Source organism: Ventrimonas faecis, from assembly GCF_040096075.1.
GTDB lineage: Bacteria > Bacillota > Clostridia > Lachnospirales > Lachnospiraceae > Brotaphodocola > Brotaphodocola faecis.
In genome coordinates this window covers 1-24392 of the sequence record NZ_JBBMFJ010000027.1, presented here as the reverse complement: position 1 = coordinate 24392, position 24392 = coordinate 1, and the positions used below count along the sequence as shown (strand labels likewise).

Below are 24392 nucleotides of genomic sequence, written 5' to 3'. Positions count from 1 at the left end.
TTCTTTCTATTCTACGGTAACTCTTACTGCTTCCTGCATCGCCTTTTCTGTCAGCTCATTTCCAATACCCGGAAGATCCGGTACCTCGTAACTGCCATCCTTCGGCATATGGTCATACTTACATAATGCACGGATTTCTTCTTTTAACGCACCCTCATGCAGTTCATGAATCAGGAAATTCGGAATTGCTGCTTCCAGCTGAAGGGTTGCTGCTGTTGCAATCGGTCCGCCACATACATGAATCTGTACACCTGCGTCATAAACATAAGCCATATCACAGATTTTCTTCACTTCAGTCAGGCCACCTGCTACACAAAGGTCAGGCTGGATAACCTGAAGCGCATTCTCCTCCAGGAAATCCCGGAAACCCCAGCGGGTTGCGATACGTTCACCGGAAGCAATCGGAATATTCAGCTTGTTGTGAATCTCCTTCATTGTCTTTACATTTGTCGGATCGGTCGGCTCCTCCAGATAGTAGATGCCAAGTTCTTCCAGTCTCTGACCGAGCTGTACGGAAGTGGTCATGTCGGTGAACGCATGCAGCTCAATAATGATATCCAGTTTATCGCCGCCTACCTCACGCATTGCCTTTACACGCTCATAGCCCATGTTCAGAACTTCCGGAGATAAGGAGCCTCTCAGTCTCCAGCTCGGGTCCGGCTTCGGTTCCCTTGCATAAACACCATTCGGCTTTACGCAGAGCGGATCGACCTTAATCGCGGTATAACCCTGAGCCATGGCCTTTCTGGTTGCCTCTGCATATTCCTTCGGATCTGCAATATTTCTGTGTACCTTATCCCAGTCAAACTGCAGCTGGCTTGCGTAAGCACGGATGGTCGGATTGGTCTTACCGCCTAAGAGCTGGTAACACGGTACGTTCAATGCCTTGCCTTTGATATCCCATACTGCGATATCCAGCGCGCTGACTGCCGCCTGGAAGACCATGCCGCCGCACTGGCCGCCCTGTCCCCAGAAAGTATTCTTCTTGTACATTTCCCAGAGACCCTCGTTGTTCATCGGATCCCAGCCGATCATCAGTTTTGCCAGATCTTTTACCTGGCCGAGTCCGCCGTATTTGCTCTTGCCGTAAGCCAGGCCGATCTCGCCAAATCCAGAGATGCCTTCATCGGTATTTACCCGCACAAATAATGGGTCAAGCAGCGGGTTCGGGGTATTGCATTCAAAGATATCTACGCTTGTAACTTTCATTTTCGTCTCTCCATTCTATCTTTTTATAGTAATGCCAGAAGTCCCATACTGATCGCCGGGATAAATGCAACCATAACCATGGCAATAAACAGAACCACAATAAACGGAATTGCGTTTCGCACAATCGGCACCATACCAAGTCCAGTCATAGACGTTGCAACGAACAGGTTCGCAGCTACCGGCGGTGTTACAAACGCGATTGCCAGGGATAAAGTCATAACCAAACCAAACTGAATCGGATCCATACCAAAGCTGGTAACAATCGGAAGCAAAATCGGGCTGAAGATAACGATTGCCGGTGTGGTCTGTACAAACATGCCCACGAAGAACAGCAGGATGAAAATCAGGATCATGATAACGTAGAAGTTATCGGATACAGACAGGAAACCTGCCTGAATGGCTTTGGTAACACCCATCATGGAGAATACGGCGCCCAGGCCGCCAGCCGGTGCAAATACGAACATCATGCCACCGATGGATGGGATGTTTACCTTGTACATATCCCAGATTTCACTAAAACTCAGTTCTTTGTAAATGAATTTGCCAACAAAGATACCATATACCACTGCAACAACTGCAGCCTCAGTTGCGGTGAACGCACCAGAATAGATACCGCCCAGGATGATGACTGGCATTAGGAGAGCTAATTTCGCGCCCCAGAGTTCCTTTATAAAATACTTGAAATTAAACTTTTGTCCGGTTCCCTCATATCCATGTTTCTTGGAATATAAGTAGTTTACTGCCATCAGCAGAGCGCCAACCAGAATTGCCGGTCCCCAGCCTGCCAGGAACAGGTCACTGATGGAACAGTTATTGGTCACACCAAATACAACCATCGGGTAACTCGGCGGAACGATAACACCAAGTCCTCCTGCTACTGCACAGAGACCGGTTGCATAATATTTGTCGTAACCTGCACGGATCATCTGCGGGATCATGATGCCTCCAATTGCGGAAACGGTTGCCGGTGCGGATCCAGAGATCGCACCGAACAACATGCAGGCAAAAATTGCTGCCATGCCAAGACCGCCTGTGGTATTACCTACCACACAGTTTGCTACATTAATCAGTCGTTTGGAGATACCGCCCGTAGCCATGATGCTTCCGGCAATCATGAAGAACGGGAGTGCCAGAAGTGTAAAGTTTCCGACACTGGTGTACATAGCCTGGGTTACGAATGTCATGGAGGTAACCGGGTCAACCAGCAGCAAACATACCATGGATCCGGCCAGTGCAATACCAATCGGCACACCGATCAGTAGCATCAGGAACATAGTTCCGAAAAAGATCACATAGGACATTATTTATTGCCTCCCTTCTTCTGACGCGCGAGTTCTTCTGCTTCTTTCTCCAATGCCGCAATATCAATGATCGGCTTGGAAACGCCCAGTTCTTTCTCTTTCTCCTTGCTTAACCGGATAATCTCCTGAACCAGGCGGATTGCGGTAAGCAGGAAGCACAGCGGCATCACCACATAGGACAATGCCTTCGGGATCTTTAAGATCGGGGATGCTGCACTCTTTGCCGCATAGTTGTTAACCAGGGACATCATCGGGAAAATGATGTATAAGCTGAATGCCAGGAAGATTACGTTAGAAATGATCAGCAGGGTCTTCTTAGCTTTAAAAGGCAGCATTTCCACAAATGCATCAATTTTTAAGTGTTTTCTGCTTAAAACCGCTGCCGCAACACCTAAATATACCATCCACACAAACAAGATTGTGGCAACTTCCTCTGCCCAGGTTACCGCATGACCAAAACAGTAGCGGGTTACAACCTGCACAAACAACAGAATGGTCATGATGATAAAAATTCCGGCACCGGCATAGACTTCAAAATGGTTCAGCAATTTTTTTGCAAGACTTTCATTTTTCATCTGCTATCTTCCCTTCTTACTGTTTAGCGGAAATACGCTCGATCTCGTCCATGATTGCATTGTAGCGATCATCGCCAATGCTCTTCTTGATATCTTCGTAGCAAGGTGCACAAGCTTCTTTGAAGGATTCTTTCTCTTCTTCGGTCGGCTCGTATACTTCCATAACGCCCTTTAAGGTTTCCAGATCTTTGCTCTCAGACTCTTCCAGTCCTTCACGGCATAAGTCAACTGCGTCTTTCGCAACTTCTTCCATCAGAGCCTGCAGATCCGGAGACATGCTCTCCCATACATCCTCAGAAACAGCCATGGTGGTCAGGGAATAGGTGTGGCCGGTCAGGGTCAGATAATCCTGAACCTCATAATATTTGTTGATAACGATATTGCTTAATGGGTTCTCCTCTGCGTCTACCAGGCCCTGCTGCAGTGCGCTGAACAGCTCAGAGTAAGCAACGGTGGTAACGGATGCGCCCATAGCCTCGAACGGAGCCATCTGGTACGGGTCAGCCTGGGTACGAACTTTCAGGCCCTTGATATCTGCTGCGGATTTAACCGGCTTTTTGTTGTTGGTGAAATGACGGAAGCCCATGTCGTAGAAGCAAAGAACACGAACACCTACATCCTCAATGATCTTATCACGGATTGCCTTGCCCTGTTCGCCATCCATGAACTCGTATGCAACCTGGTTGTTGTCAAATAAGAACGGCATGTTGAACGGCATGAAGGCGTCGGTGTACTCACCCCAGGAACCCTGGTTTAAGGTAATGAACTCGAATGCTCCGGTGGTACATCCGCCGATCATCTCATCTGCGGAACCGCCTAACTGTGCATCCAGGTAAAGTTCCATTTTTACTTTGCCGTTAGAGCGCTTCTCTACTTCGTCACAGAAATACTTGATGCCTGCGCCGTATCCCGGGATGTCCAGGGTAGAAGACTTTGCAGAGGTGGAAACCTTGTAGGTTACTTCCTCGATATTATCTACATTGTAGCTGCCGGATGATTCTGCGCCATCGGAAGATGCAGTATCTGCTGCGGTATCTGCTGCAGTATCTGCCGGTGCTGCTGTCTCTGCGCTGCTCTGTGCCGGAGCGGTCTTGCCGCCACATGCAGTCATCATCATTGCTGCTGCCATTGCCATTGCTGTTACCTTCACCATCATCTGTTTCTTCATAAAATAAATCCCCCTTTATTTTTTTGAATTGCAAATCATTTCCGCAAACGTCTGGATCCGGGTTCGTAACTGCTCTGCAGTTCCCGGCTGCTGATCGATCTCCAGTGCGAGCACCGGAATTTCCAGTTTTTTCATCATCGCATTCATAACCGGCAGATCGTATTCTTCCTGGTCACAGAACTTCATCATGCATGTGATCACACCCTGCACCTGATGTTCTTTTGCTGTCTCGCACATGCGGACCAGTCTTGTTTTTTCTGTATCATGAACCAGGGAACACTTTCTGTCCTTCCACTGTTCTGCCAGGCACAGCAGTGCGTCATCCCCCTCCGGAATCTCTGCTGTATACTGGCGGCTCTCCTGGGCAAGATCATCACTGTCCACCATGAGTCCGTATTCTTCCAGAAGCTTTAAAAGCTCATCCGGCTCTCCGGTGATTCCGCTTAAGATCACCCGTCCGCCTTTCCAGTCACATTCCGGCTCTTTTTTCAGTTCTTCGGTCAGTTCCTTTACCAGTGCCAAATGCTCTTTCTTCTCCATAAACCAGGCACTCTTCATAACGCTGTGGCGGATGATCGGTGTAATGCGGTCTGGATGTTTCCGGGCTTCTTCTGCAAATTCCAACATTGCACGGCTGTGCTGTCTGGAAATTTCAAGCGCTGCTTTTAAGTCTTCTTCTGTAATCGGATGTCCGGCCACTTTCTCCAGCCTTGCCCGGATCACTTCATATTCGCTCTTTAAGAACTGGATTCCTGCATCTGTCCGGTTCTGCGGATAGGTTACCGGAATCATCGGAATATCCGGCACTCCTACCTTCCAGTTCTGAGTAATGCAACGCAGCGCATCACAGATTGCCGGGATCATAACTGCACTTAAGCCCTTCATGCTTCCATTCAGTCCCATTTCCAGGCTGCTCTGCATGATCGGACAGCAGAATGCCGGAACATAAGCTCTTACCTGATAACTCTCAGTCTGGCTTCCCCAGATTCCCATCGGAACCATACCTGCTGCCATCACCAGTTCCTGCGGAGTGTAGGGTGGGAAACATCCCACTACCTTTTTCCCCTCACTCTGATAACGTTCCAGCTGTTTTCGCGGATCATGGGAGATTTTCATTAACTGTTCTATGATCTGTTCCAGTCTGCTCATTCTCCATCTCCTCTCTGGCGTTTTGCTTCTTCCATCAATTCCACAAATGCCTGAACCCGCGTCTCATACTGTGCTTCGCTGTAGGCCCTGAAGTCTGCCTGGTCTCCATCAAAAGCCATATACGGGACTTCGGTTCCTTCCTGAACACGTCTCTGAAGCTCATACTGCTGGCAGTCCATAACCTTGCAACTTCGGTTTACATGGTATACCACGCCATCGCACTGGAACTGCTTCACAGCTTCCACGCGGCGTGCAACGATCGTATCCAGATTGTTATTATTGTTCGGCAGGTCAATGTAAGCTCTTGCCAGTCCGTCCAGATCGTTCACTTCATATTCCAGTCCCCATGCATTTACATATCCGGTTGCCACCAAGTTTACCCCGTAGTTTCTCAGAGTCTTTAAGGTGTGGCCCAGATACGGCCAGCATGCGATGCCTTCCCAGAAGATCCGGTATTTTTCTTCTACCGGGAATGTACTCTTTCCGGTCTTTAAATTCTCTTCAATCTCGGAAATCAGCTGTTCCAGAATTGCCGTGGTGCTTTCCTTGCCCCGGCAGCATACCATACAGGACATGTAGTTGAATAACTCAAAACCAGTCAACGGGGATGGCTTGTGGGCAAGCAACTCGTTCGCCTTTCTCCACAGATCCTTGTTTCTTAAGGAGACACGCATCACATGCTCCAGTTTTGCCGGATCCAGTTTCTTCCCGGTCAGTCCCTCCAGTCCTTTGATATACTCATCAATCTGATTTCTGACGTATTTTACTTTTTCCTCAGAAGCGGTTGGCGTATAGTTGTATACCGTGTCGATCAGGAACATCGGCACATCAAACTTTCTTGCCAGATTTTCAAACCATTTTGTCAGCTGGTTGCAGATATTGTTGCAGCAAAGCACAAAATCCGGTTTCGGCATATTGTTGCCCGGCGCTGTCAGAGAATCCATGTAAGCCAGATTGATTCTCGCATAGGAGCAGACATCCATGTTGTAGCCCTCTCCCTCTGCGTAGTTCAGATACTCTTCCGCCTGGTGTCTCGCTGCCAGGCCTGCTGCATGATTCTCCGGATACACAATATAAAGGCCCATTGCCTCTGCGATCTCCTGCGGGAAAATGGATGCGGACCATCCGATCTTTTCTCCCCGTTCTTTGGCTGCTACGGTATCCTGATACAGCTTAGTCAGCTGCTCGCCTACCATAATTCTGGATTTCGATAATACTTTTTTCTTTTTAGGCGGATCGGCTGCCTGTCCGGATGACCCGTTCGGAGCAGGCTCTGCATTCGTTTTTTGTTCCTCTGCCATTTCTCTCCTCCTGTCTTTATCCATGTGAATGTTATTTACTCCTGAATATATCCGTCTTCACCAAACCGGATTTCTTCCGGTTCTGATAAAATTTCAATATCTTCTCTCTGCTTCAGCTTTTCTGCCAGATTCTCCGATACCTCAATCTCAAACAGATGCATGGTATCTTTGATCCGAACTATCTTTGCCTTGCTGTAATCAATTCCAGTACAGGTCCGGATTGCCCAGTACAGTGCCTGCCGATCATTCTCCGCAAAACATGGAATGCGGCATCCCGGCAGGAAGTTCGCAGTCATCATATTCGTCCAGGTGATGGCCCAGTCGATCTGGCGCACACACCGGAGTGTTGTCACTTCGATCGTTCCAATTCCACTGGCATTGCAGTGAGTTTCTTCCGTCAGTCCCCGCACAAAAATGTTCTGGCTTACCAGTGCACCGGGATAGATGCGGTCACGCCTTGCGACTACGTTCGGGTCAAATCCTGCGCCGCCGATGTTCTTTCCGATCTCATCTATGATCAGCACATCGGTCTTTCCGAATTTGAATTTTGCCAGCTTGTCCTTGGCAATCTGTAAAAGTTCCTTCTCCCGATCCGGAATCTCATCCTTCGGAATTACCTCCAGATTACAGATATCGTCGTAGGCGTTCTGCACAATTCCGACTCCGAAAAGGATTGGTTCATGCTCCAGACAAAAATGTCCGATCTCCGGAATCAGCCTTGCAAAGTTTTCATAGCCTTCCATATGGATTCTGGCTGCACCTTTATGCTTTGCCATTCCAATAGCCATCATCTTCATCAAGCCGCTTTCATAATCACCCTTGAAGCTGGTGTGGGGTTTGATCTTATTGATGACGATGACCCCGTCTGACTCCCAGGCGTATTTGTCGCAGTAAATCGGGATTCCGCTTTCCAGCTCACCTGCCTTCACGGTATCCATGGATGCACGGATCGGCACGCCCATGGCCTCCTCCGTGATTCCAAAGGTTGCCAGCATCTCTTTCTGGCCCTCTGCAACGCCTCCTGCATGACTTCCCATAGCCGGGATGATGAAGGGACATGCACCGTATTTTTTCAGCCAGCTAATCAGGGTTTTCATGATTTCCGCGTAAAACGGAATACCTCTGCTTCCTGCTGTCAGGCAGATCTGCTTTCCCGTTAAGCGCTCCGGTTCCCGGATTTTTTCCTCCAGTTCTTTTTCCAGCCAGGCCGGGACATCCTCGATCCTGCTGCTGTCATATAACTGACGGATCTTTACCATCTTTGGAAGTACTACCTGGTCCAGGCCCTCCATTTTCGCCCGGATCGGTGTAAAATCTATATGCAATCCATCCACGATATCACCTACTTTACTGTAATCACGGCCTCCGAGATGTCTCCTGCTTCCACCATTGCCTGAAGTTCTTCTTCACTGTATCCGGCTTCCTTCAGAACTGCCTTTGTATCGGAACCGGTCAGCTTTGCCGGTGCGAATTCCGGCCACTCGTTGGATGCGATGGTTGCCGGTGCGTGTGCAAACGGTGCTTCCTTCTCATTTCCATAGGTATGGTAAAAAATGTATTCATTCTCCAGTGCCTGCGGATCTTTTACCAGTTCCGTGAAATGCTGTGCTTTCTCGAATGCCACGTCATTTTCCGTCATGATCTTTGCCCATTCCTCATAGGTCTTTGTGGCAAAGATCTCATCCATCATTTTAACCTGTGTCTCCATGCTGCCTGTGTCTTCCACGGCTTTTCTTGTCACGAAGCGCGGGTCATCTGCCATATCCGGACGTTCCAGCACATTTGTCGCAATGTCTGCCCACTGTTTGTCATAGGCAGTTCCCGCCAGATAGAACCAGTCGCCATCCTTACATTTGTAAGTATTGGAAGTGGAGTTGTTCGGTTCAAATCTGGTTCTCGGCCATGCCTTGCCGCTGTATGCGGAAAGGAAACCGGAGCTTAATGCGAAGCAGCCTGCCTGGAACAGACTTGCCTGAACCAGATCACCTTTTCCGGTATTGCCCCGCTTTACCAGTGCTGCGTTCACGCCTGCGATCAATGCTGTTGCTGCAAAGTGATCACCAAGACCTGCTACCGTATTGAGAAGATCTTGACCGCGCGGTGCTGCATCTGCCATCAATCCGCTTCTTGCATAGAATGCAGTGTAGTCAAATCCCGGTTTATCTTTTGCTGGGCCTTTTGGGCCGTATCCGAGGATCATGCCATATACCAGTCCCGGATACCGTTCCTTTAAGTCTTCATAGCTGATTCCCAGCTTCTTTAACGCGCCCGGGCGGTAATTGGTGAGCAGCACATCTGCAGTATCCAACAGCTTAAACAGGGCTTCTTTTCCCTTTTCACTCTTTAAGTTCAGTGCCACCCAGCGTTTATTTCCGTTTTCATTATCGTAGCTTGGATTTCCAACTACGCCCCTCTCATAGATCGGGATTCCCATGTAAGGTCCGTTATTCCGGTATGTATCGCCCTGCGGAGGCTCGATTTTAATGACATCTGCTCCCCACTCTGCCATGATCCTGCCAGCTGTTGATGCCGCCAGGAAGTTGGACAAATCTAAAACCCTGATTCCTTCCAATGGTCCCATGTTCCTATCCTCCGTTATGATCTCTTAAACAGGCTGCCGCTGATAACGACGCGCTGGATCTGATTGGTTCCCTCAAAGATCTGGAACAGCTTCGCGTCACGCATTTTCTTTTCCATCGGATATTCCTTGGAATAACCGTAGCCGCCGAATATCTGAACACCGTCCGTGGTTACCTTCATTGCAGTATCAGAACAGAAAGCCTTTACGCAGGATCCTGTGGTTCCATCATAAATACCGTGATCGATCAGGTCTGATGCGTACATAACCATCTGTCTTGCTGCCTGTGTCTGAATCTCCATGTCTGCTACCATAAACTTGATTGCCTGTTTTGCTGCCAGCGGTTTGCCGAATACGACACGGTCATTTGCATATTTGATGCAGAGATCGATGACGGACTGGCAGATGCCTACGGATGTTGCAGATCCTAACGGTCTGGAACGTTCCAGGGTCTTCATTGCGATCTGGTATCCTTTTCCTTCCTCACCCACCAGGTTTCTCTTCGGTACACGTACATCCTCGAAGATAACATCACAGGTACTGTTGGTGCGAAGTCCCATCTTGTTTTCGTGTTTTCCTACAGAAACACCCGGAAGATTTCGCTCAACCAGGAATGCAGACATACCGCCGTTGATTCCTTTTTCCTTATCGGTATAGGCAAATACAATGTAGATATCGCCGCGATCACCATTGGTAATGAAACACTTGCGGCCATTGATTATGTAATCATCACCATCTTTCTTTGCTGTTGTCCGGATTGCTGTTGCATCGGAGCCAGCCTGCGGCTCAGTCAGACAGAATGGATTGAAACCACCCGGAACTACAATATCCGCAACGTATTTTTTTTGCTCCTCGGTTCCGAAGATCATGGTAGGCGTAACACCCAGGCAGTTGTTGCCCATGGTAACGGAAAATCCTGCGTCTACTTTTCCGATCTCCTCACGGATGATGGACATCTCTCTTGCAGTCAGTCCCATTCCGCCGTACTCTGCTGGAATGTTCATGCAGTGCAGGCCCATATCAATGCCCATCTGCACGATCTCGTCCGGGATATAACTCTTCTCGTCGTACTCGCCCAGTCCCGGAGCAACTTCCTTTTCCATAAACTCTCTTACCATCATCTGGAGATCTTTTTCTGTGTCACTTAATAAAAAATAGTTATGCATTCGTTCCTCCTCTTACACGTTCCATATTGGTTATGCTTAATTTAAGAGCAAATTCCATGCCATGTGCATTGCTTATCGTTTTGCATGTAATAACGTCCATATAAACGCATTCCATTCATTTTTTATTGTGCAACCCCAACGATTTGCACAAGTGCAATGAAAGATTGTGCAATTTTTAACCTAATTCTGCACAACGTTCTATTTGCATTTTCATATTCGTTGGTCTATAATTACCTTTATAATTATGTATGTCACTACAAAGGAGATTTGATCAGCATGTCATTACCGATACCAAAACAAGCCAGCGCAGATTCCGCATGCTTTTCCGATAATCTTACCGACATCGGCATTTGCGTCTTTGACCAGAATGGAAAGTTTCTTTACATGAATGACTCTTTTCTGAAAATCCGCAATGTCACTCGTGCATTTTATGAGTCCCGTACTGCCTTCGATCTTCTCCACAACAAACTGATTGACAAGTGTGTTCTAGATTCTGTGCGTGAAAAGAAGATCCCGCTCTCTGATGTGCAAAATGTAGTTTCACCGGACGGTTCCTGCCTGAGGAAACAGCTAGTAACCGTCTATCCTATTTTTGACGAGGCAAATTCCATCAAAAATTACATTGCCTATTACCAGAATCTGGAATCCTTCATTGACTCCGGCACAACCGTTGAAGTCTCTGAAGATGATTCCTCTTCCTTTTTTATTGGAGACAGTCGGATTATTGCAGAGAATCCCACCTCCAAGGCCATGTATGCCAAAGCCCAAGAAGTCGCTGACACCGATGCAACCGTATTGATCACCGGGGAAAGCGGTACCGGAAAAGAAGTGCTGGCACGTTTTATCCACGCGTCCAGCAACCGCCGGGACCAGGAAATGATCACCGTAGACTGTACGGCACTTCCATCTGCCTTGGTAGAGGCAGAGCTGTTCGGCTATGAAAAGGGAAGTTTCACCGGTGCAAACCAGAGCAAAGCCGGCCTGATTGAGGCCGCTGACCATGGCACACTGTTCCTGGATGAGTTAAACTCGCTCCCGCTGGAACTCCAGGGCAAGCTGCTACGCACCATCGAAACCAAAACTGTAAAGCGGATTGGTTCCTTAAAATCCCGCCAAGTGGATTTCCGCCTCATCGTTGCTTCCAATGTAGACCTGCTTCAATGCGTAAAAAACAAGACCTTCCGCCTTGATCTGTACTATCGCATCAATGTCCTGGCCTTTCACATCCAGCCGCTGCGCAGACGTCTGGAAGACATCATCCCTCTTGCCCGGGCATACGAGAAGATCTTTCAGGAGCGGTATAAGCGGAACCGTGCGTTTTCCGCAAACCTCTACCGGGAAATGCTGGCTTACAGCTGGCCCGGCAATGTCCGTGAATTAAAGAATTTTGTAGAGCGGCTCGTGATCATGGGGCCGGAAGATGCCTTGCTCTCCGTAAAAAACATTGCATCCTTCCTTCCGAATTCCCAACAGGAAGATACCGGTTTGCAGGAAGCAGAGGCTGCTGCAGATCATTCCATACTTCCTGTCGGCATGCCGGAAGACATTCTTGCAGAATCCGGCAGTCCGGACAATACAGATCTCCCGCAGCCGTCAGCTCCACAAAAAAACTCACGATCCAGATCCTCTGATCCGGAAGAAGAAAAAGCTGCTATCATGGAAGCACTGCGCATCAACCAGAACCATAGAGAAAAAACCGCGGTGTACCTGCACATTTCTCGCCGTACCCTGCAGTACAAATTAAAAAAATACGGACTCCTGTAAATGTTCATATCATAAAAATGAGGCATATTCCAGCAGCCGGATCCCGGGGGAAAGGATCCGCACCGCTGCATATGCCTCATTTTTATTACATAGTTTCCTTTTCAAATGCCAGGATTGCCGCACCGTAGGCGCCCGCAAGCTGGGCGTCCGGGTGTGTCACGATCTGCCTTCCCAGTTCATGTTCCAGTGCACGGACTACGCCGGCATTCAGTGCTACTCCTCCACTCATGGCAATCGGTCCCCGGAATCCAATCCGGTTGCCCAACCCGGCAACCCGTTTTGCTACCGACTGGTGAATTCCGGCTGCCACATCTGATCGGGTCGCTCCTGCTGCCAGGTGCGAGATTACCTCGGACTCCGCAAATACCGTACACACACTGCTGATGCTGAGGGGTTCCTCTGCCTTTGCTGCAAGCTCTGCAAGCTCCGATGTCTGCACAGACAGAATTCCTGCCATCACATCCAGAAAACGGCCGGTTCCGGCTGCACACTTATCATTCATTACAAAGTTCAGCAGTGTTCCGCGCTCATTGATCTGCATTACTTTCGCATCCTGGCCGCCAATATCGATCACGACTCTGGCTTCCGGGATCAGATAGTGAATTCCTTTTCCATGACAGCTCAGCTCACTCGCCTGATCATCCGCACCGTGAAAGGTCATGCGCCCATAGCCGGTCGCCATAACCCTTGTAATCTCTTCGTGCGTGATTCCGGCCTCACTCAGAGCATCCGCAAAAACACGGTCCGGACCCTCTGATCCAATGCCAGCTTCAATCACCTTTCTGGCTGCCACGCGGGTTCCATCTTCCAGGATCACTGCCTTGGAAGAGGTGGACCCAATATCAATTCCCATTGTAAACATGTCATCTCTCCAGACTCTTTGTTTTCTTTAAGTTTCCTTAATCTTCTTAAATTCTGCTGTCAGTACCGGCAGAACCTCAAACAAATCTCCAACAATTCCGTAATCTGCCACAGAGAAAATCGGTGCATCCGGGTCTTTGTTTACAGCAATGATGGTATCCGAACCAGACATTCCCGCAATATGCTGAATCGCCCCGGAGATGCCGCAGGCAATATACAGCTTTGGCGCCACGGTTTTTCCGGTCTGCCCCACCTGGTGTGCATGGGAGATCCAGCCGTTATCAACTGCTGCCCTGGAGGCACCGACTGCACCGCCAAGTATATCCGCAAGGGCCTTTATGTAGGAAAAGTTCTCTGCAGAACCAACGCCATTTCCGCCGGATACAATAATCTCTGCCTCATCCAGATTCACGCTTTCTGCTACTTCCCGTACTCTCTTAATCAGTTCTACACGATTCTCCGGAATCTTCATCTGTTCCCGAATGATCTCACCGGTACGGCTTTCATCTGCTACAGGCTTTTTGAATACACCTGGACGCACCGTGCCCATCTGTGGCCTGGTATTCGGACACAGGATGGTTGCCATCAGATTGCCGCCAAATGCCGGTCTTGTCCATGCGATATTGCCGCTCTCTCCATCTAGGTCAATGGCAGTACAATCTGCAGTCAGTCCGGTTTTAATCCGGCAGGAAACACACGGACCAAGATCACGGCCGTTATTTGTTGCACCAATCAGAATTCCTTCAGGCTGGTATTTCTCGATCAGTCCAACCATTGCCTCACCGAACACATCTGTGTTATAGATGTTGTACTCTGGTGCATCTAACAGCAAAACCTGGTCCGCACCATATGCGATAGCCTGTTTTGCCGTTTCCTCTACGCCATTTCCGATCACAACTGCCACAAGACTGCATCCCCGCTTGTCAGCAAGATTGCGGCCCGGTGCTAACAGTTCAAATCCTACCGCTTTTGGTTTTCCTTCTTCCGTCTCCATGTAAACCCAGATATTTTTATTATTCTCAAACATGTCTTTTCCTCCTACACCAGATTTGCATCAGTCATAAGCTGCACCAGCTTTAACGCAGATTGTTCGCCTGTCTCTTCCTGGATTTTGACACCCTGCTTGTTATGTACCGGTGTAAAAGTTTTCTTTACCTTGGTCGGGGATCCCTTTAAGCCTGCCTTGCTCAGATCGATTTCCAAATCTGCCGCAGTGATTTCTCCAATCACAGCTCTGCCTGCTGCCATTTTTGAACGGATAGTAGGATAACGAGGCTCATAGGACGGTTTGGAAACAGTAACCAACGCCGGGATTGGGCACTTTAAGATATCATAACCTTCATCGTATTCCCGCTTTACTTCCAGATGCTCATCGTTCCATTCACAATCTACCGCATAGGTTACCCTGGCAAGACCCAGATGCTGCGCAAGGGACGGACCGACCTGGCCGGTATCTCCATCGATTGCCTGTTTTCCGCAAAAGATAAAGTCAAAAGGTGCTCCTTGGTCTTCCTCCATTTTTTTCACAGCGCATGATAAAATGTAACTTGTAGCCAGCGTATCAGAACCGCCAAACGCACGATCCGTGACCAGAAACGCCTGATCTGCGCCTACCGCAAGGCAGGATTTCAGAGCCTCTTTTGCCTGTGCCGGTCCCATGCTGACTACCGTAATTTTTCCACCTGCCTTTTCTTTTAAACGCACTGCCATCTCCAGGGCATAAGCATCAAATGGATTGACAATACTAGGAACTCCCGCACGGATCAGGGTATTGGTAACCGGATCGATCTTAATCTCTGTCGTATCCGGAACCTGTTTCACACACACTAAAATATTCATGCTCATTCTCTCCTTTGCACGTTGATGCCCAGTTAAACAGCAACTTTCATGCCAACTGGTTCTTCCTTGTCCCAAAGGATTTCTATTTCCATTTTGTGCATTTTATCCCATTCTATTTTCACTTTGTGCAATTACAAAATGTGTATTTTGTGCAATTATGTATCTTGCACATCTGTATTTTCACAATTTTCCTGTTCTTCAGTCCCATTTGCATTTCACTCACATCTTTTTCATATCCATTTTCGTTGTATTTTTCACTTATTCTGCTATATTCTTCCCATACAGCCTAATCGGCATGATTTTTGCTTTATATATCAGTAAGTAAAAAGCGCTTACAATTTTTATTACATACAGGAGGATATTTTATGGATGATGCCAACATCTTACAGAGCTTCTTTTTTACTCAGATTAACCGGAATCCTGATCAGGAAGCTGTATATGATTTTGAATCCGGTGCGCATTACACTTACCGCGATCTTGGAGTCCGCGCCTGTCGCCTGGCCAACTTTTTAAAACACGAACTGAAAATACTCCCCAATGATCGGATTGCCATTTTGTCCAAAAATGACATGGTCTATATTGATACCTTCTTCTCAACCATTTATACCGGCGCCATTACAACAACCTACAATGCTCATCTGCTGCCAGAGGAACTTGCCTGCATGATCCACAATGAGCAGCCCAAAGCTATTTTTTACGAAAAAGAATACGAAGACAAACTGCTTGCCATTGAATCTAAAGTTACAATTCAGCACTATATTCTTCTGGACGGAGAAGAAAACCCCTTTGGCCCGCATCTTTACCAGCAAATTATGTATTACTACAACACACAGTCGCCCTGTATCAAACTAAATGACCTGGAAAACATTATCCTGCTGATGCATACCGGCGGCACCACCGGCATCCCGAAAGCTGCGATGCTCTCCTGCCGGGCCATCTACTTCAATGCAGTCGGACAGCAGAATACATGGAATCTCACCAGCAAAGACAGCACAATTGCCTATCTTCCCATGTTCCATACCGCAACCTGGAACACGCTGGTTCTTCCCATGCTCTATGCCGGAGGCCGTGTCATTATTATGAAAAAATTCCAGCCTCAGATACTCATGCATCTGATCGCACAGGAAAAAGTTACGGTCATCTGGGGTGTACCCAGCACCTACCGCCGCCTCATGAACGATCCAGACTTCATGAAAGCTGATTTTTCATCTATTGTATGGTGCCGCTGCGGTGCAGCACCGCCATCCAGTGATGTTATGGAACAGTACTGGGAAAAGGGAATTACATTCTGCAACGGTTACGGAATGACAGAGACAAGCCCGGGCACACTCTCCATGCCCGCCGGATCCATGACGCTGGATGATATCCGTGCCAAACATACCTCCTGTGGCAAACTGATGCCGTACAATGAGGCAAAGATTATCGATGATAACGGAAAAGAAGTTTCGGATGGAACCCCTGGTGAACTATTGTTCCGCGGAAATCTGCTCTTTTCCGGCTACTGGAACAATGATGAAGCTACGCAGGCCGCCATGCCGGACGGCTGGATGCACACCGGCGATATCGGCCTGAAAGACAAAGACGGATTTTTCTATGTGATTGGCAGAAAAAAGCACATGTTCATCAGCAACGGAGAAAATATCTACCCCGCAGAAATTGAAAGCCAGCTGTTTGAGTTCCCAGCTGTCGCAGATGTCTGTGTTATTGGCGTTCCGGATTCCCAGAAAGGGGAAGTCGGCAAGGCGCTGATTGTCCTGAAACCGGGCATGACTGCAACCGTTCAGGAAATCCGGGATTTCTTAAAACCCCGTCTTGCAACCATCCGCATTCCGGTATATATCCAGTTCGTGGATTTTCTGCCCAAAAATGCAGCGGGAAAAACCTCGCTTCCCATCATCGCAAGCCTATATGGGCACAACGAATAAAAAGAAACTCAGCGATTCACATCCGCATTCTGGCTCTCCGGTATCACCGGGAGCCGGCCGCGGAAAAACCGCTTTTTGAGTTCCTTCCAGCTGAAAGGAATGATCGGGTAAATATAGCTCTTGCCGGCAATTGTCTTATTGAACACAATCGCGCAGACTGCGATCACAAATCCCGTGATATACCCCCACACATCAAACACCGCCGTGAGCAGCAGCAAAATGACACGCATGAATTTCAGCGCATAACCAAGCTCAAAACTGGACTGGCTGTAGTTTGCGATAGTCACAAAAGCCATGTACAGCATCGTCTCCGAATTGAACCACCCGGATTTCACGGAATACTCGCCCAGCACAATACCGGCAATAACGCTTAAGGGCGTGGTCAGCATGTTTGGTGTGTTGATGGCCGCCAGCCGCAGACCATCAATCGCAAACTCCAGAATCAGAAGCTGGAAGATCAGCGGCACATAGGTTACATCGGAAAGCTTGGTGAACGCCAGCCACTCAGGCAGCGCGTCCGCGTGCATCATGCCAAGCAGCCAGGTGGGTGTAAGAAGCAGGCAGAGAATGGCCGTCATCATGCGGGATAAACGCAGGTAAGTACCGGTCACCGGCGGGAAGTAATAGTCATCCGCTTCCTCAATGATATCAAACACAGAGGAAGGCAGTACCATGGCCGCCGGAGAGTTGTCCACCAGAATTACGATATTCCCCTCCAGAATGCAGGCCGCTGCTGTATCCGGCCGCTCGGAAAACTTAAATTTCGGGAAGGGGTTATACCATTTGTGCGGAAAGATTCCCTCCGCCAGGCTCTCCTGATTCATGGTCAGCGCGTCCACCTGAAGGTTTTTAATCCGGTTCCGGATATTTTTCAAGAGCGCCTCATCCACTCTTCCTTCCATATAACAGACTGCAATATCGGTATGAGAACTGTTGCCTGCGGACAGAATCTCCATAATCAGCTTCGGATCCCGGATCCGGCGGCGGATCAGCGCCGTGTTAAAGATCAGAGTTTCCACAAAGCCATCCCGGGAACCGCGCAGCACCTTGTCCTTTTCCGGTTCTCCCACACTCCTGGCCGGGTAGGTACGGCAGTCCAGCATCAGACACTTATCATACCCGTCTATGAGCACCGCCGTAATGCCGCTTAAGAGCTGCACAATCATATCTTCCTCATTTGCGATCAGCCCCACTTCCCCGTAAGGCATATATTTCTTGGAAAACCCATGGGCGTCCGTCGGCATATCTTCTGGTTTGATGCTCCACCAGGCCTGCAGAACCTTCAAAAGGACTTCATCCTTCGTCAGTCCGTCCACAAACAGCAGACAGCCTTTCTTTCCACCTATGGAAATCACCCGGTAAACCACATCAAAATTCTTTTCCAGACTCAGCGTCTGTTTCAAATGTTCCAGATTATCTTCCAGATTTTTTGAAAACTGCATGGTATTCTGTCACCTTTCCTTGTTTTGTGTCACTTACAACGTACCTTTCCATTTAGTATGTGAGAATTCCCCTCACTTATGCGTGGGGCATTCTCATGAAAGTTGCACAAAGAATCTTTCGTTTTTGGACCTAAAAAAAAGTTTTTCTGTCACATTTTTAGTTTTTCTTTATAGTACAAACGAACGTCTTTGTGTCGCGAACGCGTGTATACAATTTGAGCAGTTTTCCCTCTCCAAAGTGCACAATCTTCTTAAAATTGCACAATATTCCTTGACGGTACCTGGATTTGATGCTATAGTGTGTTTTGTAAGAAAGACATGAGCGCCATCACTCCGGCGCCTTTTATTTTCTTAACTGGTATGGGGATACCAAGCGAAGACTGTATTGTGTAACGGTTTTTGATCGTGACCAGGAGCTGCTTTCTGTGGGGGAAAAGCGGCTCCTATTTTTTTATGTTTCTGATGATCTTCTTCTCCCTTTCCTTGACATAAAATTAGCCGAATGCTAATATAATTTCAGAAGTTATCCAGAGTTATGAACAGTTATCCAGTATTATAAAAGTTATCCAGAGTTATGAACAGTTATCCATTTATAGTAAGGAGGGTTCACAGGTGAAACGCGATAATCCATTTACTCTTACCTTTGGAAAACAGCCTATCAAATACATCAACCGATATGAAAGCACCGATAATATCCTTTCCACATTTGAGGCCAGCAATCCAATCAGCCAGACCTATCTTATCAGCGGTATCCGTGGAAGCGGCAAAACCGTACTCATGACCTCTGTGGCCAATCAGCTCCGTAAATCAGATGACTGGGTTGTTGTTGACCTCAATGCCACGCAACCTTTACTTCAGGAATTTGCCATGCGTCTGACAGATGCCAGTAAGCATATCCCCAATATTTTTGAAAAAGGATTTGAAATTTCCGTAGCCGGTTTCGGCCTTGGATATAACGGTGCCATGGAAGATCACGACAGTGTGAGCAAAATCGAAACAATTCTTGCAAAGCTGGGTAAACAGCATAAAAAAGTCCTGATTACCATTGATGAGGCCGTGGCCAATGAAAATATGCGCGTTTTTGCCAGCCAGTTTCAGATTTTTGTACGAAAAGACTATCCGGTCTTTCTGATCATGACGGGGCTCTACGAAAATATTTATGAAATCCAGAATGATCCAGTATTGACATTCCTGCTCCGCGCCCCCAAAATCATCCTTGGCCCCCTTGGCATCAATCAGATAAAAAACGAATATCAGGATATTTTCCAGATCGATGATGAAACATCCAGACAGCTGGCAAATATCACCATGGGCTATGCGTTTGCCTTCCAGGCTCTGGGAATGCTGTACTGGGAGTACCGTGATGAGAAACCGCTCGACTGGATTCTGCGCGAACTGGATGGACTTCTGGAAGACTTTGTTTACCAGAAAATATGGACAAATCTGTCCCCTCTGGAAAAGCAGATCATCGCAGCCATGCCGGATCAGGGTGCAAAGATAAAGGTAAAAGAGCTCTGCGATAAACTTGAAATCAAAGGAACCACCTTTTCCAAATACCGGGAACGCCTAATCAACAAGGGCGTCTGCACTGCACCGGAATACGGGTATATCGCACTGTCCCTGCCAAGATTTAAAAATATTACTGCATCTTACGACATAGAATCGTAGTCATTTTGATGCTCCGGCAACTTTATATTTCTATAGAAAACACTTGTGATTTCATTCCAAAAATGCTACCATTAAATATCATGCGGAGTTTTGCTCAGGCAAAGCTCCTTTTTTTTGAAACCTAACGCAATACAGGGAGGAAACAACCATGGCACTGATCATTCCAGCAAACTATGATCCCCATCTCACCGTTCGTGAGACTCAGGAAGCGATCAAATACATTCGCGACACATTCCAGAAGGAATTCGGCAAGGAGATGCACTTGGAGCGTATCTCCGCACCGCTGTTCGTTACCCAGTCCAGCGGTCTGAACGATAACTTAAACGGCGTAGAGCGTCCGGTTCAGTTCGACATCGCCGCAATCCCGGGAGAGACCGTTGAGGTCGTACATTCCCTCGCAAAATGGAAACGTATGGCGCTGAAAGAATACGGCTTTAATCCGGGCGAAGGCCTTTACACAAACATGAATGCCATCCGACGCGACGAAGAGCTTGACAATCTTCACTCCTGCTATGTAGACCAGTGGGACTGGGAGAAGGTCATCACCAAAGAAGAACGCACCATCGAGACCCTGGAATCTACCGTGCAGACCATCTTCAAAATCATCAAGCACATGGAGCATGAGGTATGGTACAAGTATCCGCAGGCTGTAAAGCATCTGCCGGAGCACATCACCTTCATCACCACCCAGGAACTGGCAGACCGCTACCCAGATAAGACTCCAAAAGAACGCGAGAACCTCATTACCAAAGAATACGGCTGCGTCTTCCTCATGAAGATCGGTGACAAACTCACCACCGGCGAGCCGCACGACGGACGCGCACCGGACTACGATGACTGGCAGTTAAACGGTGACATCCTGTTCTGGTATGAGCAGTTGAACTGCGCACTGGAAATCTCCAGCATGGGTATTCGTGTAGATGAAAAGTCCTTAGAGGAGCAGTTAAAGAAAGCCGGCTGCGAGGAGAGAAAGAACCTTCCGTACCACAAGATGCTGTTAAACGGCGAGTTGCCGTACACCATCGGTGGCGGTATCGGACAGTCCCGTCTGTGCATGCTGCTGTTAGACCGCGCCCATGTCGGCGAGGTACAGGCAAGCCTGTGGCCGGAGGATATGAGAAAAATCTGCAAAGAGCATAAGATTGTGCTGCTGTAAGGCAGAGCGCAAAAAGAAGCCACCCGGCGAATTCCAATGCCGGATGGCTTCTTTTTCTATTCCATATTATTTATTCTCAATATCGAAAATCATATCCACTCTTCTCTGATGGCGGCCGCCTTCGTACTCGTTGTCCAGCCACTCATCCACGATCATCTTGGCCATCTCCACGCCTACCACGCGGGCACCAAAGGTCAGGACGTTGGTGTTGTTGTGTCTGCGGGACATTCTCGCACTGTACGGCTCGCTGCAGGTGCAGACTAATACTCCTTTTACCTTGCCTGCTGCCAGGCCGATACCGATGCCGGTACCGCAGATGGCAATGCCGTAATCTGCTTCGCCGGATGCTACCGCACGGCCTACTTTCTCGCCGTATACCGGGTAGTCGCAACTCTCGCTGGAATTGGTGCCGAAGTCGATGACCTCGTAGCCCTTCTGCTCTACATATGCCTTGATGGCTTCCTTCATCTCCACCGCGGAGTGGTCATTTCCCATAGCAATTTTCTTCATGATTTTCCTGTTTCCTGCCTTTCATTTTAAATCTATTCCAATATCTGGTATTCTCCCCAGTACATCACTTCGTTGTTACCATTCATGCGTTGCGCAAACTGCAGCAAATTCCACAGATGCCTCGCATTCCAGATTAGTAACTCTTAGTCCAGCCTTGCGTTCTTGCCCATGAGCAGCAGATCCACAATAGTCAGAGCCGTCATGGCCTCCACCACAACAACTGCTCTCGGCACTACCACCGGATCGTGGCGGCCCTTGATGGCAATCTCTACATTCTCGCCGTGGTTGTTGGCTGTCTTCTGCGGCTGCGCGATGGACGGAGTCGGCTTGAAAGCCGCCCGTAGCACAATCTGGCTGCCGTCGCTCATGCCGCCTAAAATGCCGCCGGCGTGGTTGGTTTTCTTTACCACCTTGCCATAAGCATCTACATAAAACTCATCGTTATTCTGGGAGCCCAGGGCTTTCGCTGCCGCAAAGCCGTCTCCAATCTCAAAGCCCTTGACCGCGCCAATGGACATGATGGCTCTGGCCAGGCTGGCATCCAGCTTGTCAAAGACCGGCTCGCCCACGCCCACCGGCATGCCGTCCACCAGACACTCTACCACACCGCCCACGGAATCCTGGGCCGCGATCATGCGCTCTAAGAACTCCGCAGTCTCTTCTGCCGCTACCTTATCCGGCATATTCAGGCTGTTGTTGTCCCGCTCAGATAAGTCGAAACGCTTTGGATCAATCTCAAACTCACCGATACTCTTCACATAAGCGTTTACGGTAATGCCATAGTGAGCCAGCAACTTGCAGGCTACCGCTCCTGCTGCCACCCGGGCAATGGTCTCGCGGGCAGAGGAACGTCCGCCGCCCCGGTAATCGCGAAAGCCGTATTTCTGCTCAAAGCAGTAATCCGCATGGCCTGGACGGTATACGTCCATGATCGCGCTGTAATCTTTGGAACGCTGGTCGGTGTTACGCACCATCATGGCAATGGGTGTGCCAGTGGTCTTTCCCTCAAACACACCGGAAAGAATCTCTACCTGGTCTCCCTCGTTTCTTGCAGTGGCAAACTTGCTCTGCCCCGGCTTTCTTCTGTTTAAATAAGTCTGAACATCCTCCTCACAAAGCGGAAGCCCCGCCGGGCAGCCGTCGATGGTGACACCAACGCCTTTCCCGTGAGACTCCCCCCAGGTCATAATGCGGAAGATGGTTCCATATGTGGATCCTGCCATATTCTTCTCCGTTTTTCTCATTTTGTCCGCATGCCGGTTTCCTCCGTGCGTCATGCACCCTAGTATAAAAGCAGATCAGTCGTCTACTTTCACAATAATGCAGCTGTTCGGCTCATTGCACTTGATGGCATTGGAGCTCATGATCAGCAGCTTTTTCTCATAATCAATCTTAAAGAAGGTAATGCTGTTGCTTTCATGGTTGATGACTGCCAGATGCCTGTCATCCGGGAATACGGAAATATCCTTCGGATACTCACCGCTGATCGGCAGACAGCAGAGCATGGTTAAAAGTCCGGTCTTCTCGTCGCGGCTGTAAACTGCTACGCTTTCATCTCCTGCGTTGCTGCAGAACATATGCTTCTCATCCGGAGAAAAACGAAGGGAGCAGGCAGCCGCCAGGGAGCTGTGCTTCTCACCCATGGTGGAGATAGTCTGAATCTTCTCCACATTCGGCACACGGTCACCGGTCTCATAGGTAAATACATCAATAACATTCTTCTGCTCGTACATTAAATAGAAGAATTTGCCATCAGAGCTGAAACGCAGGTTACGCGGAGCGGACTCCATCTCACACGGAATGGTGTCTACCTGTACCAGATGCTCGTCCTTCTCGCTGAAGCGGTAAATCTTCACCTGATCCAGTCCGGAATCCACGATCATGACAAACTTGTTGTCCGGGGTACGTCTGCAGCAGGTAACATGCGGACGGAAATTACGCTCAGCCACACTGCCGAGACCCTTGTGGAACACACCATCTACGATTTCGCCAACGCCTCCGTCTTTTCTTAAACGGAGCACCGTTGCCTTACCGTCATGGAAACCGGATACAAACACATAGCGGTCTTCCTTATCCATAGAGAGGTGGCAGGCTCTCATACCCTTGGTCTTTGCGCTGTTTAAACGGGACAGGCTTCCGTTCTCCAGAATGCGGAATGCCACAACGCCCTCATCCGCTACCGAATAAAGAGTCCGGTTATCGTTGGAGGCCGTCACATAAGAAGAGTTGTCCACTTCCACTTCACAGCGCTCCTTAAATGTTCCTTTTTCCACATCCACATCATAGACGGTGATTCCTTTTGCTTTGCCATTATATGAATAGGAACCGACATACGCCATATACTTTCCTTCTGAAGCCATCACTCTTCCTCCTGTTAGATCGCTTAAATTTTCTGTTTAAAGTCAGAATTTTTACCCGGTCCGCGTGCAAAAACACACGGACCGGCAACTATTATTCAGCATACCACAGATTATTGAAAAAATCTATTCTGAATCTATTGACATACCGATATTTTTCAGTATAATTGAGCTTGTTTTGTGTTTACTAAAACTAAACTTTGAAGTGCATTTTACATTCATTTAATATTTCTAAACTTTTCGGATAGTATGATACCAGGGTCAAAAGGTCAGAAGTCCGATGCAAGCTTGCTTGCAGGAGGATTTTGGACCTTGGGACCCGCAAAAACATGAGTAAGCAGCCATTTTTCGTAACTGTTCAGTACCCTCACAGTTACGGGCAAAAATCCATTGAAAATTGCCTTCGGCAATGGGATTTTTGCC

20 protein-coding genes are annotated in these 24392 nt (G+C 48.4%); 4 read left to right on the top strand and 16 right to left on the bottom strand.

Annotated features, from left to right (window positions below):
* Positions 1 to 6 precede the first annotated feature (6 nt).
* The 9 genes from WMO41_RS12155 to WMO41_RS12115 are packed head-to-tail and all read right to left on the bottom strand — an operon-like array spanning position 7 to position 10447.
* On the bottom strand, positions 7 to 1209 hold the full coding sequence (locus tag WMO41_RS12155; RefSeq protein WP_349229980.1) for a mandelate racemase/muconate lactonizing enzyme family protein: 1203 nt from the start codon (positions 1207 to 1209) through the stop codon (positions 7 to 9).
* Between the two features lie 23 nt (positions 1210 to 1232).
* Entirely contained in the window at positions 1233 to 2510 is a 1278-nt protein-coding gene (locus WMO41_RS12150; protein WP_349229979.1) for a TRAP transporter large permease, read from the bottom strand.
* Positions 2510 to 3085: a TRAP transporter small permease gene (locus WMO41_RS12145; protein WP_349229978.1), complete on the bottom strand. Its 576-nt coding sequence runs from the start codon at positions 3083 to 3085 to the stop codon at positions 2510 to 2512. The genes WMO41_RS12150 and WMO41_RS12145 overlap by 1 nt, the downstream gene beginning before the upstream one ends.
* A gap of 16 nt (positions 3086 to 3101) precedes the next feature.
* Positions 3102 to 4253 (bottom strand): TRAP transporter substrate-binding protein, encoded by a 1152-nt coding sequence (locus WMO41_RS12140; RefSeq protein ID WP_349229977.1) that lies wholly within the window; start codon positions 4251 to 4253, stop codon positions 3102 to 3104.
* Positions 4254 to 4268: 15 nt separating this feature from the next.
* Entirely contained in the window at positions 4269 to 5402 is a 1134-nt protein-coding gene (locus WMO41_RS12135) for a 2-hydroxyacyl-CoA dehydratase subunit D (protein ID WP_349229976.1), read from the bottom strand.
* A complete protein-coding gene (locus tag WMO41_RS12130; RefSeq protein WP_349229975.1) occupies positions 5399 to 6703 on the bottom strand; it encodes a 2-hydroxyacyl-CoA dehydratase subunit D in 1305 nt (434 codons plus the stop codon). The genes WMO41_RS12135 and WMO41_RS12130 overlap by 4 nt, the downstream gene beginning before the upstream one ends.
* 35 nt (positions 6704 to 6738) lie before the next feature.
* Positions 6739 to 8037 carry a nickel pincer cofactor-dependent isomerase, group 22 gene (locus tag WMO41_RS12125; RefSeq protein WP_349229974.1) on the bottom strand — a complete coding sequence of 433 codons (1299 nt, stop codon included), beginning with the start codon at positions 8035 to 8037 and terminating at the stop codon, positions 6739 to 6741.
* A gap of 8 nt (positions 8038 to 8045) precedes the next feature.
* Complete coding sequence (locus WMO41_RS12120) at positions 8046 to 9284, bottom strand: CaiB/BaiF CoA transferase family protein (RefSeq protein ID WP_349229973.1); 1239 nt, start codon at positions 9282 to 9284, stop codon at positions 8046 to 8048.
* Between the two features lie 14 nt (positions 9285 to 9298).
* Positions 9299 to 10447, bottom strand: a complete 1149-nt coding sequence (locus WMO41_RS12115) for an acyl-CoA dehydrogenase family protein (protein ID WP_349229972.1) — start codon at positions 10445 to 10447, stop codon at positions 9299 to 9301.
* A 276-nt stretch (positions 10448 to 10723) separates the two neighbouring features.
* Between WMO41_RS12115 and WMO41_RS12110 the strand changes: the two genes are divergently transcribed.
* Positions 10724 to 12211: a sigma-54 interaction domain-containing protein gene (locus tag WMO41_RS12110; RefSeq protein WP_349229971.1), complete on the top strand. Its 1488-nt coding sequence runs from the start codon at positions 10724 to 10726 to the stop codon at positions 12209 to 12211.
* Between the two features lie 85 nt (positions 12212 to 12296).
* Here WMO41_RS12110 and WMO41_RS12105 read toward each other — a convergent pair whose 3' ends face one another.
* From WMO41_RS12105 to WMO41_RS12095, 3 genes are read right to left on the bottom strand one after another with little or no spacing between them, the layout of a single operon-like run.
* Positions 12297 to 13073, bottom strand: coding sequence for an acyl-CoA dehydratase activase (locus WMO41_RS12105; protein ID WP_349229970.1), 777 nt, complete (start codon positions 13071 to 13073; stop codon positions 12297 to 12299).
* 27 nt (positions 13074 to 13100) lie between these two features.
* Positions 13101 to 14099: an electron transfer flavoprotein subunit alpha/FixB family protein gene (locus tag WMO41_RS12100; protein ID WP_349229969.1), complete on the bottom strand. Its 999-nt coding sequence runs from the start codon at positions 14097 to 14099 to the stop codon at positions 13101 to 13103.
* 11 nt (positions 14100 to 14110) lie between these two features.
* The gene (locus WMO41_RS12095; RefSeq protein WP_349229968.1) at positions 14111 to 14911 is read right to left on the bottom strand and encodes an electron transfer flavoprotein subunit beta/FixA family protein; all 801 of its coding nucleotides are present in this window, start codon (positions 14909 to 14911) and stop codon (positions 14111 to 14113) included.
* Between the two features lie 365 nt (positions 14912 to 15276).
* Between WMO41_RS12095 and WMO41_RS12090 the strand changes: the two genes are divergently transcribed.
* Positions 15277 to 16836, top strand: coding sequence for a class I adenylate-forming enzyme family protein (locus tag WMO41_RS12090; protein ID WP_349229967.1), 1560 nt, complete (start codon positions 15277 to 15279; stop codon positions 16834 to 16836).
* Positions 16837 to 16844: 8 nt separating this feature from the next.
* Here the strand turns inward: WMO41_RS12090 and WMO41_RS12085 are convergent, their stop codons facing one another.
* Entirely contained in the window at positions 16845 to 18278 is a 1434-nt protein-coding gene (locus tag WMO41_RS12085) for a spore germination protein (protein WP_349229966.1), read from the bottom strand.
* 612 nt (positions 18279 to 18890) lie between these two features.
* Here WMO41_RS12085 and WMO41_RS12080 point away from each other — a divergent pair.
* Together WMO41_RS12080 and asnA are read left to right on the top strand one after the other, a co-directional pair.
* Entirely contained in the window at positions 18891 to 19946 is a 1056-nt protein-coding gene (locus WMO41_RS12080) for a DUF8462 domain-containing protein (protein WP_349229965.1), read from the top strand.
* Positions 19947 to 20094: 148 nt separating this feature from the next.
* Entirely contained in the window at positions 20095 to 21102 is a 1008-nt protein-coding gene (gene asnA / locus WMO41_RS12075) for an aspartate--ammonia ligase (protein WP_349229964.1), read from the top strand.
* Positions 21103 to 21168: 66 nt separating this feature from the next.
* On the opposite strand, the gene rpiB is transcribed toward asnA, so the two are convergent.
* From rpiB to WMO41_RS12060, 3 genes are all read right to left on the bottom strand, one after another.
* On the bottom strand, positions 21169 to 21612 hold the full coding sequence (gene rpiB / locus WMO41_RS12070) for a ribose 5-phosphate isomerase B (RefSeq protein ID WP_118706339.1): 444 nt from the start codon (positions 21610 to 21612) through the stop codon (positions 21169 to 21171).
* A 143-nt stretch (positions 21613 to 21755) separates the two neighbouring features.
* Entirely contained in the window at positions 21756 to 22835 is a 1080-nt protein-coding gene (gene aroC, locus WMO41_RS12065) for a chorismate synthase (protein ID WP_349229963.1), read from the bottom strand.
* 75 nt (positions 22836 to 22910) lie between these two features.
* The gene (locus WMO41_RS12060) at positions 22911 to 23972 is read right to left on the bottom strand and encodes a lactonase family protein (RefSeq protein WP_349229962.1); all 1062 of its coding nucleotides are present in this window, start codon (positions 23970 to 23972) and stop codon (positions 22911 to 22913) included.
* Between the last annotated feature and the right edge of the window lie 420 nt (positions 23973 to 24392).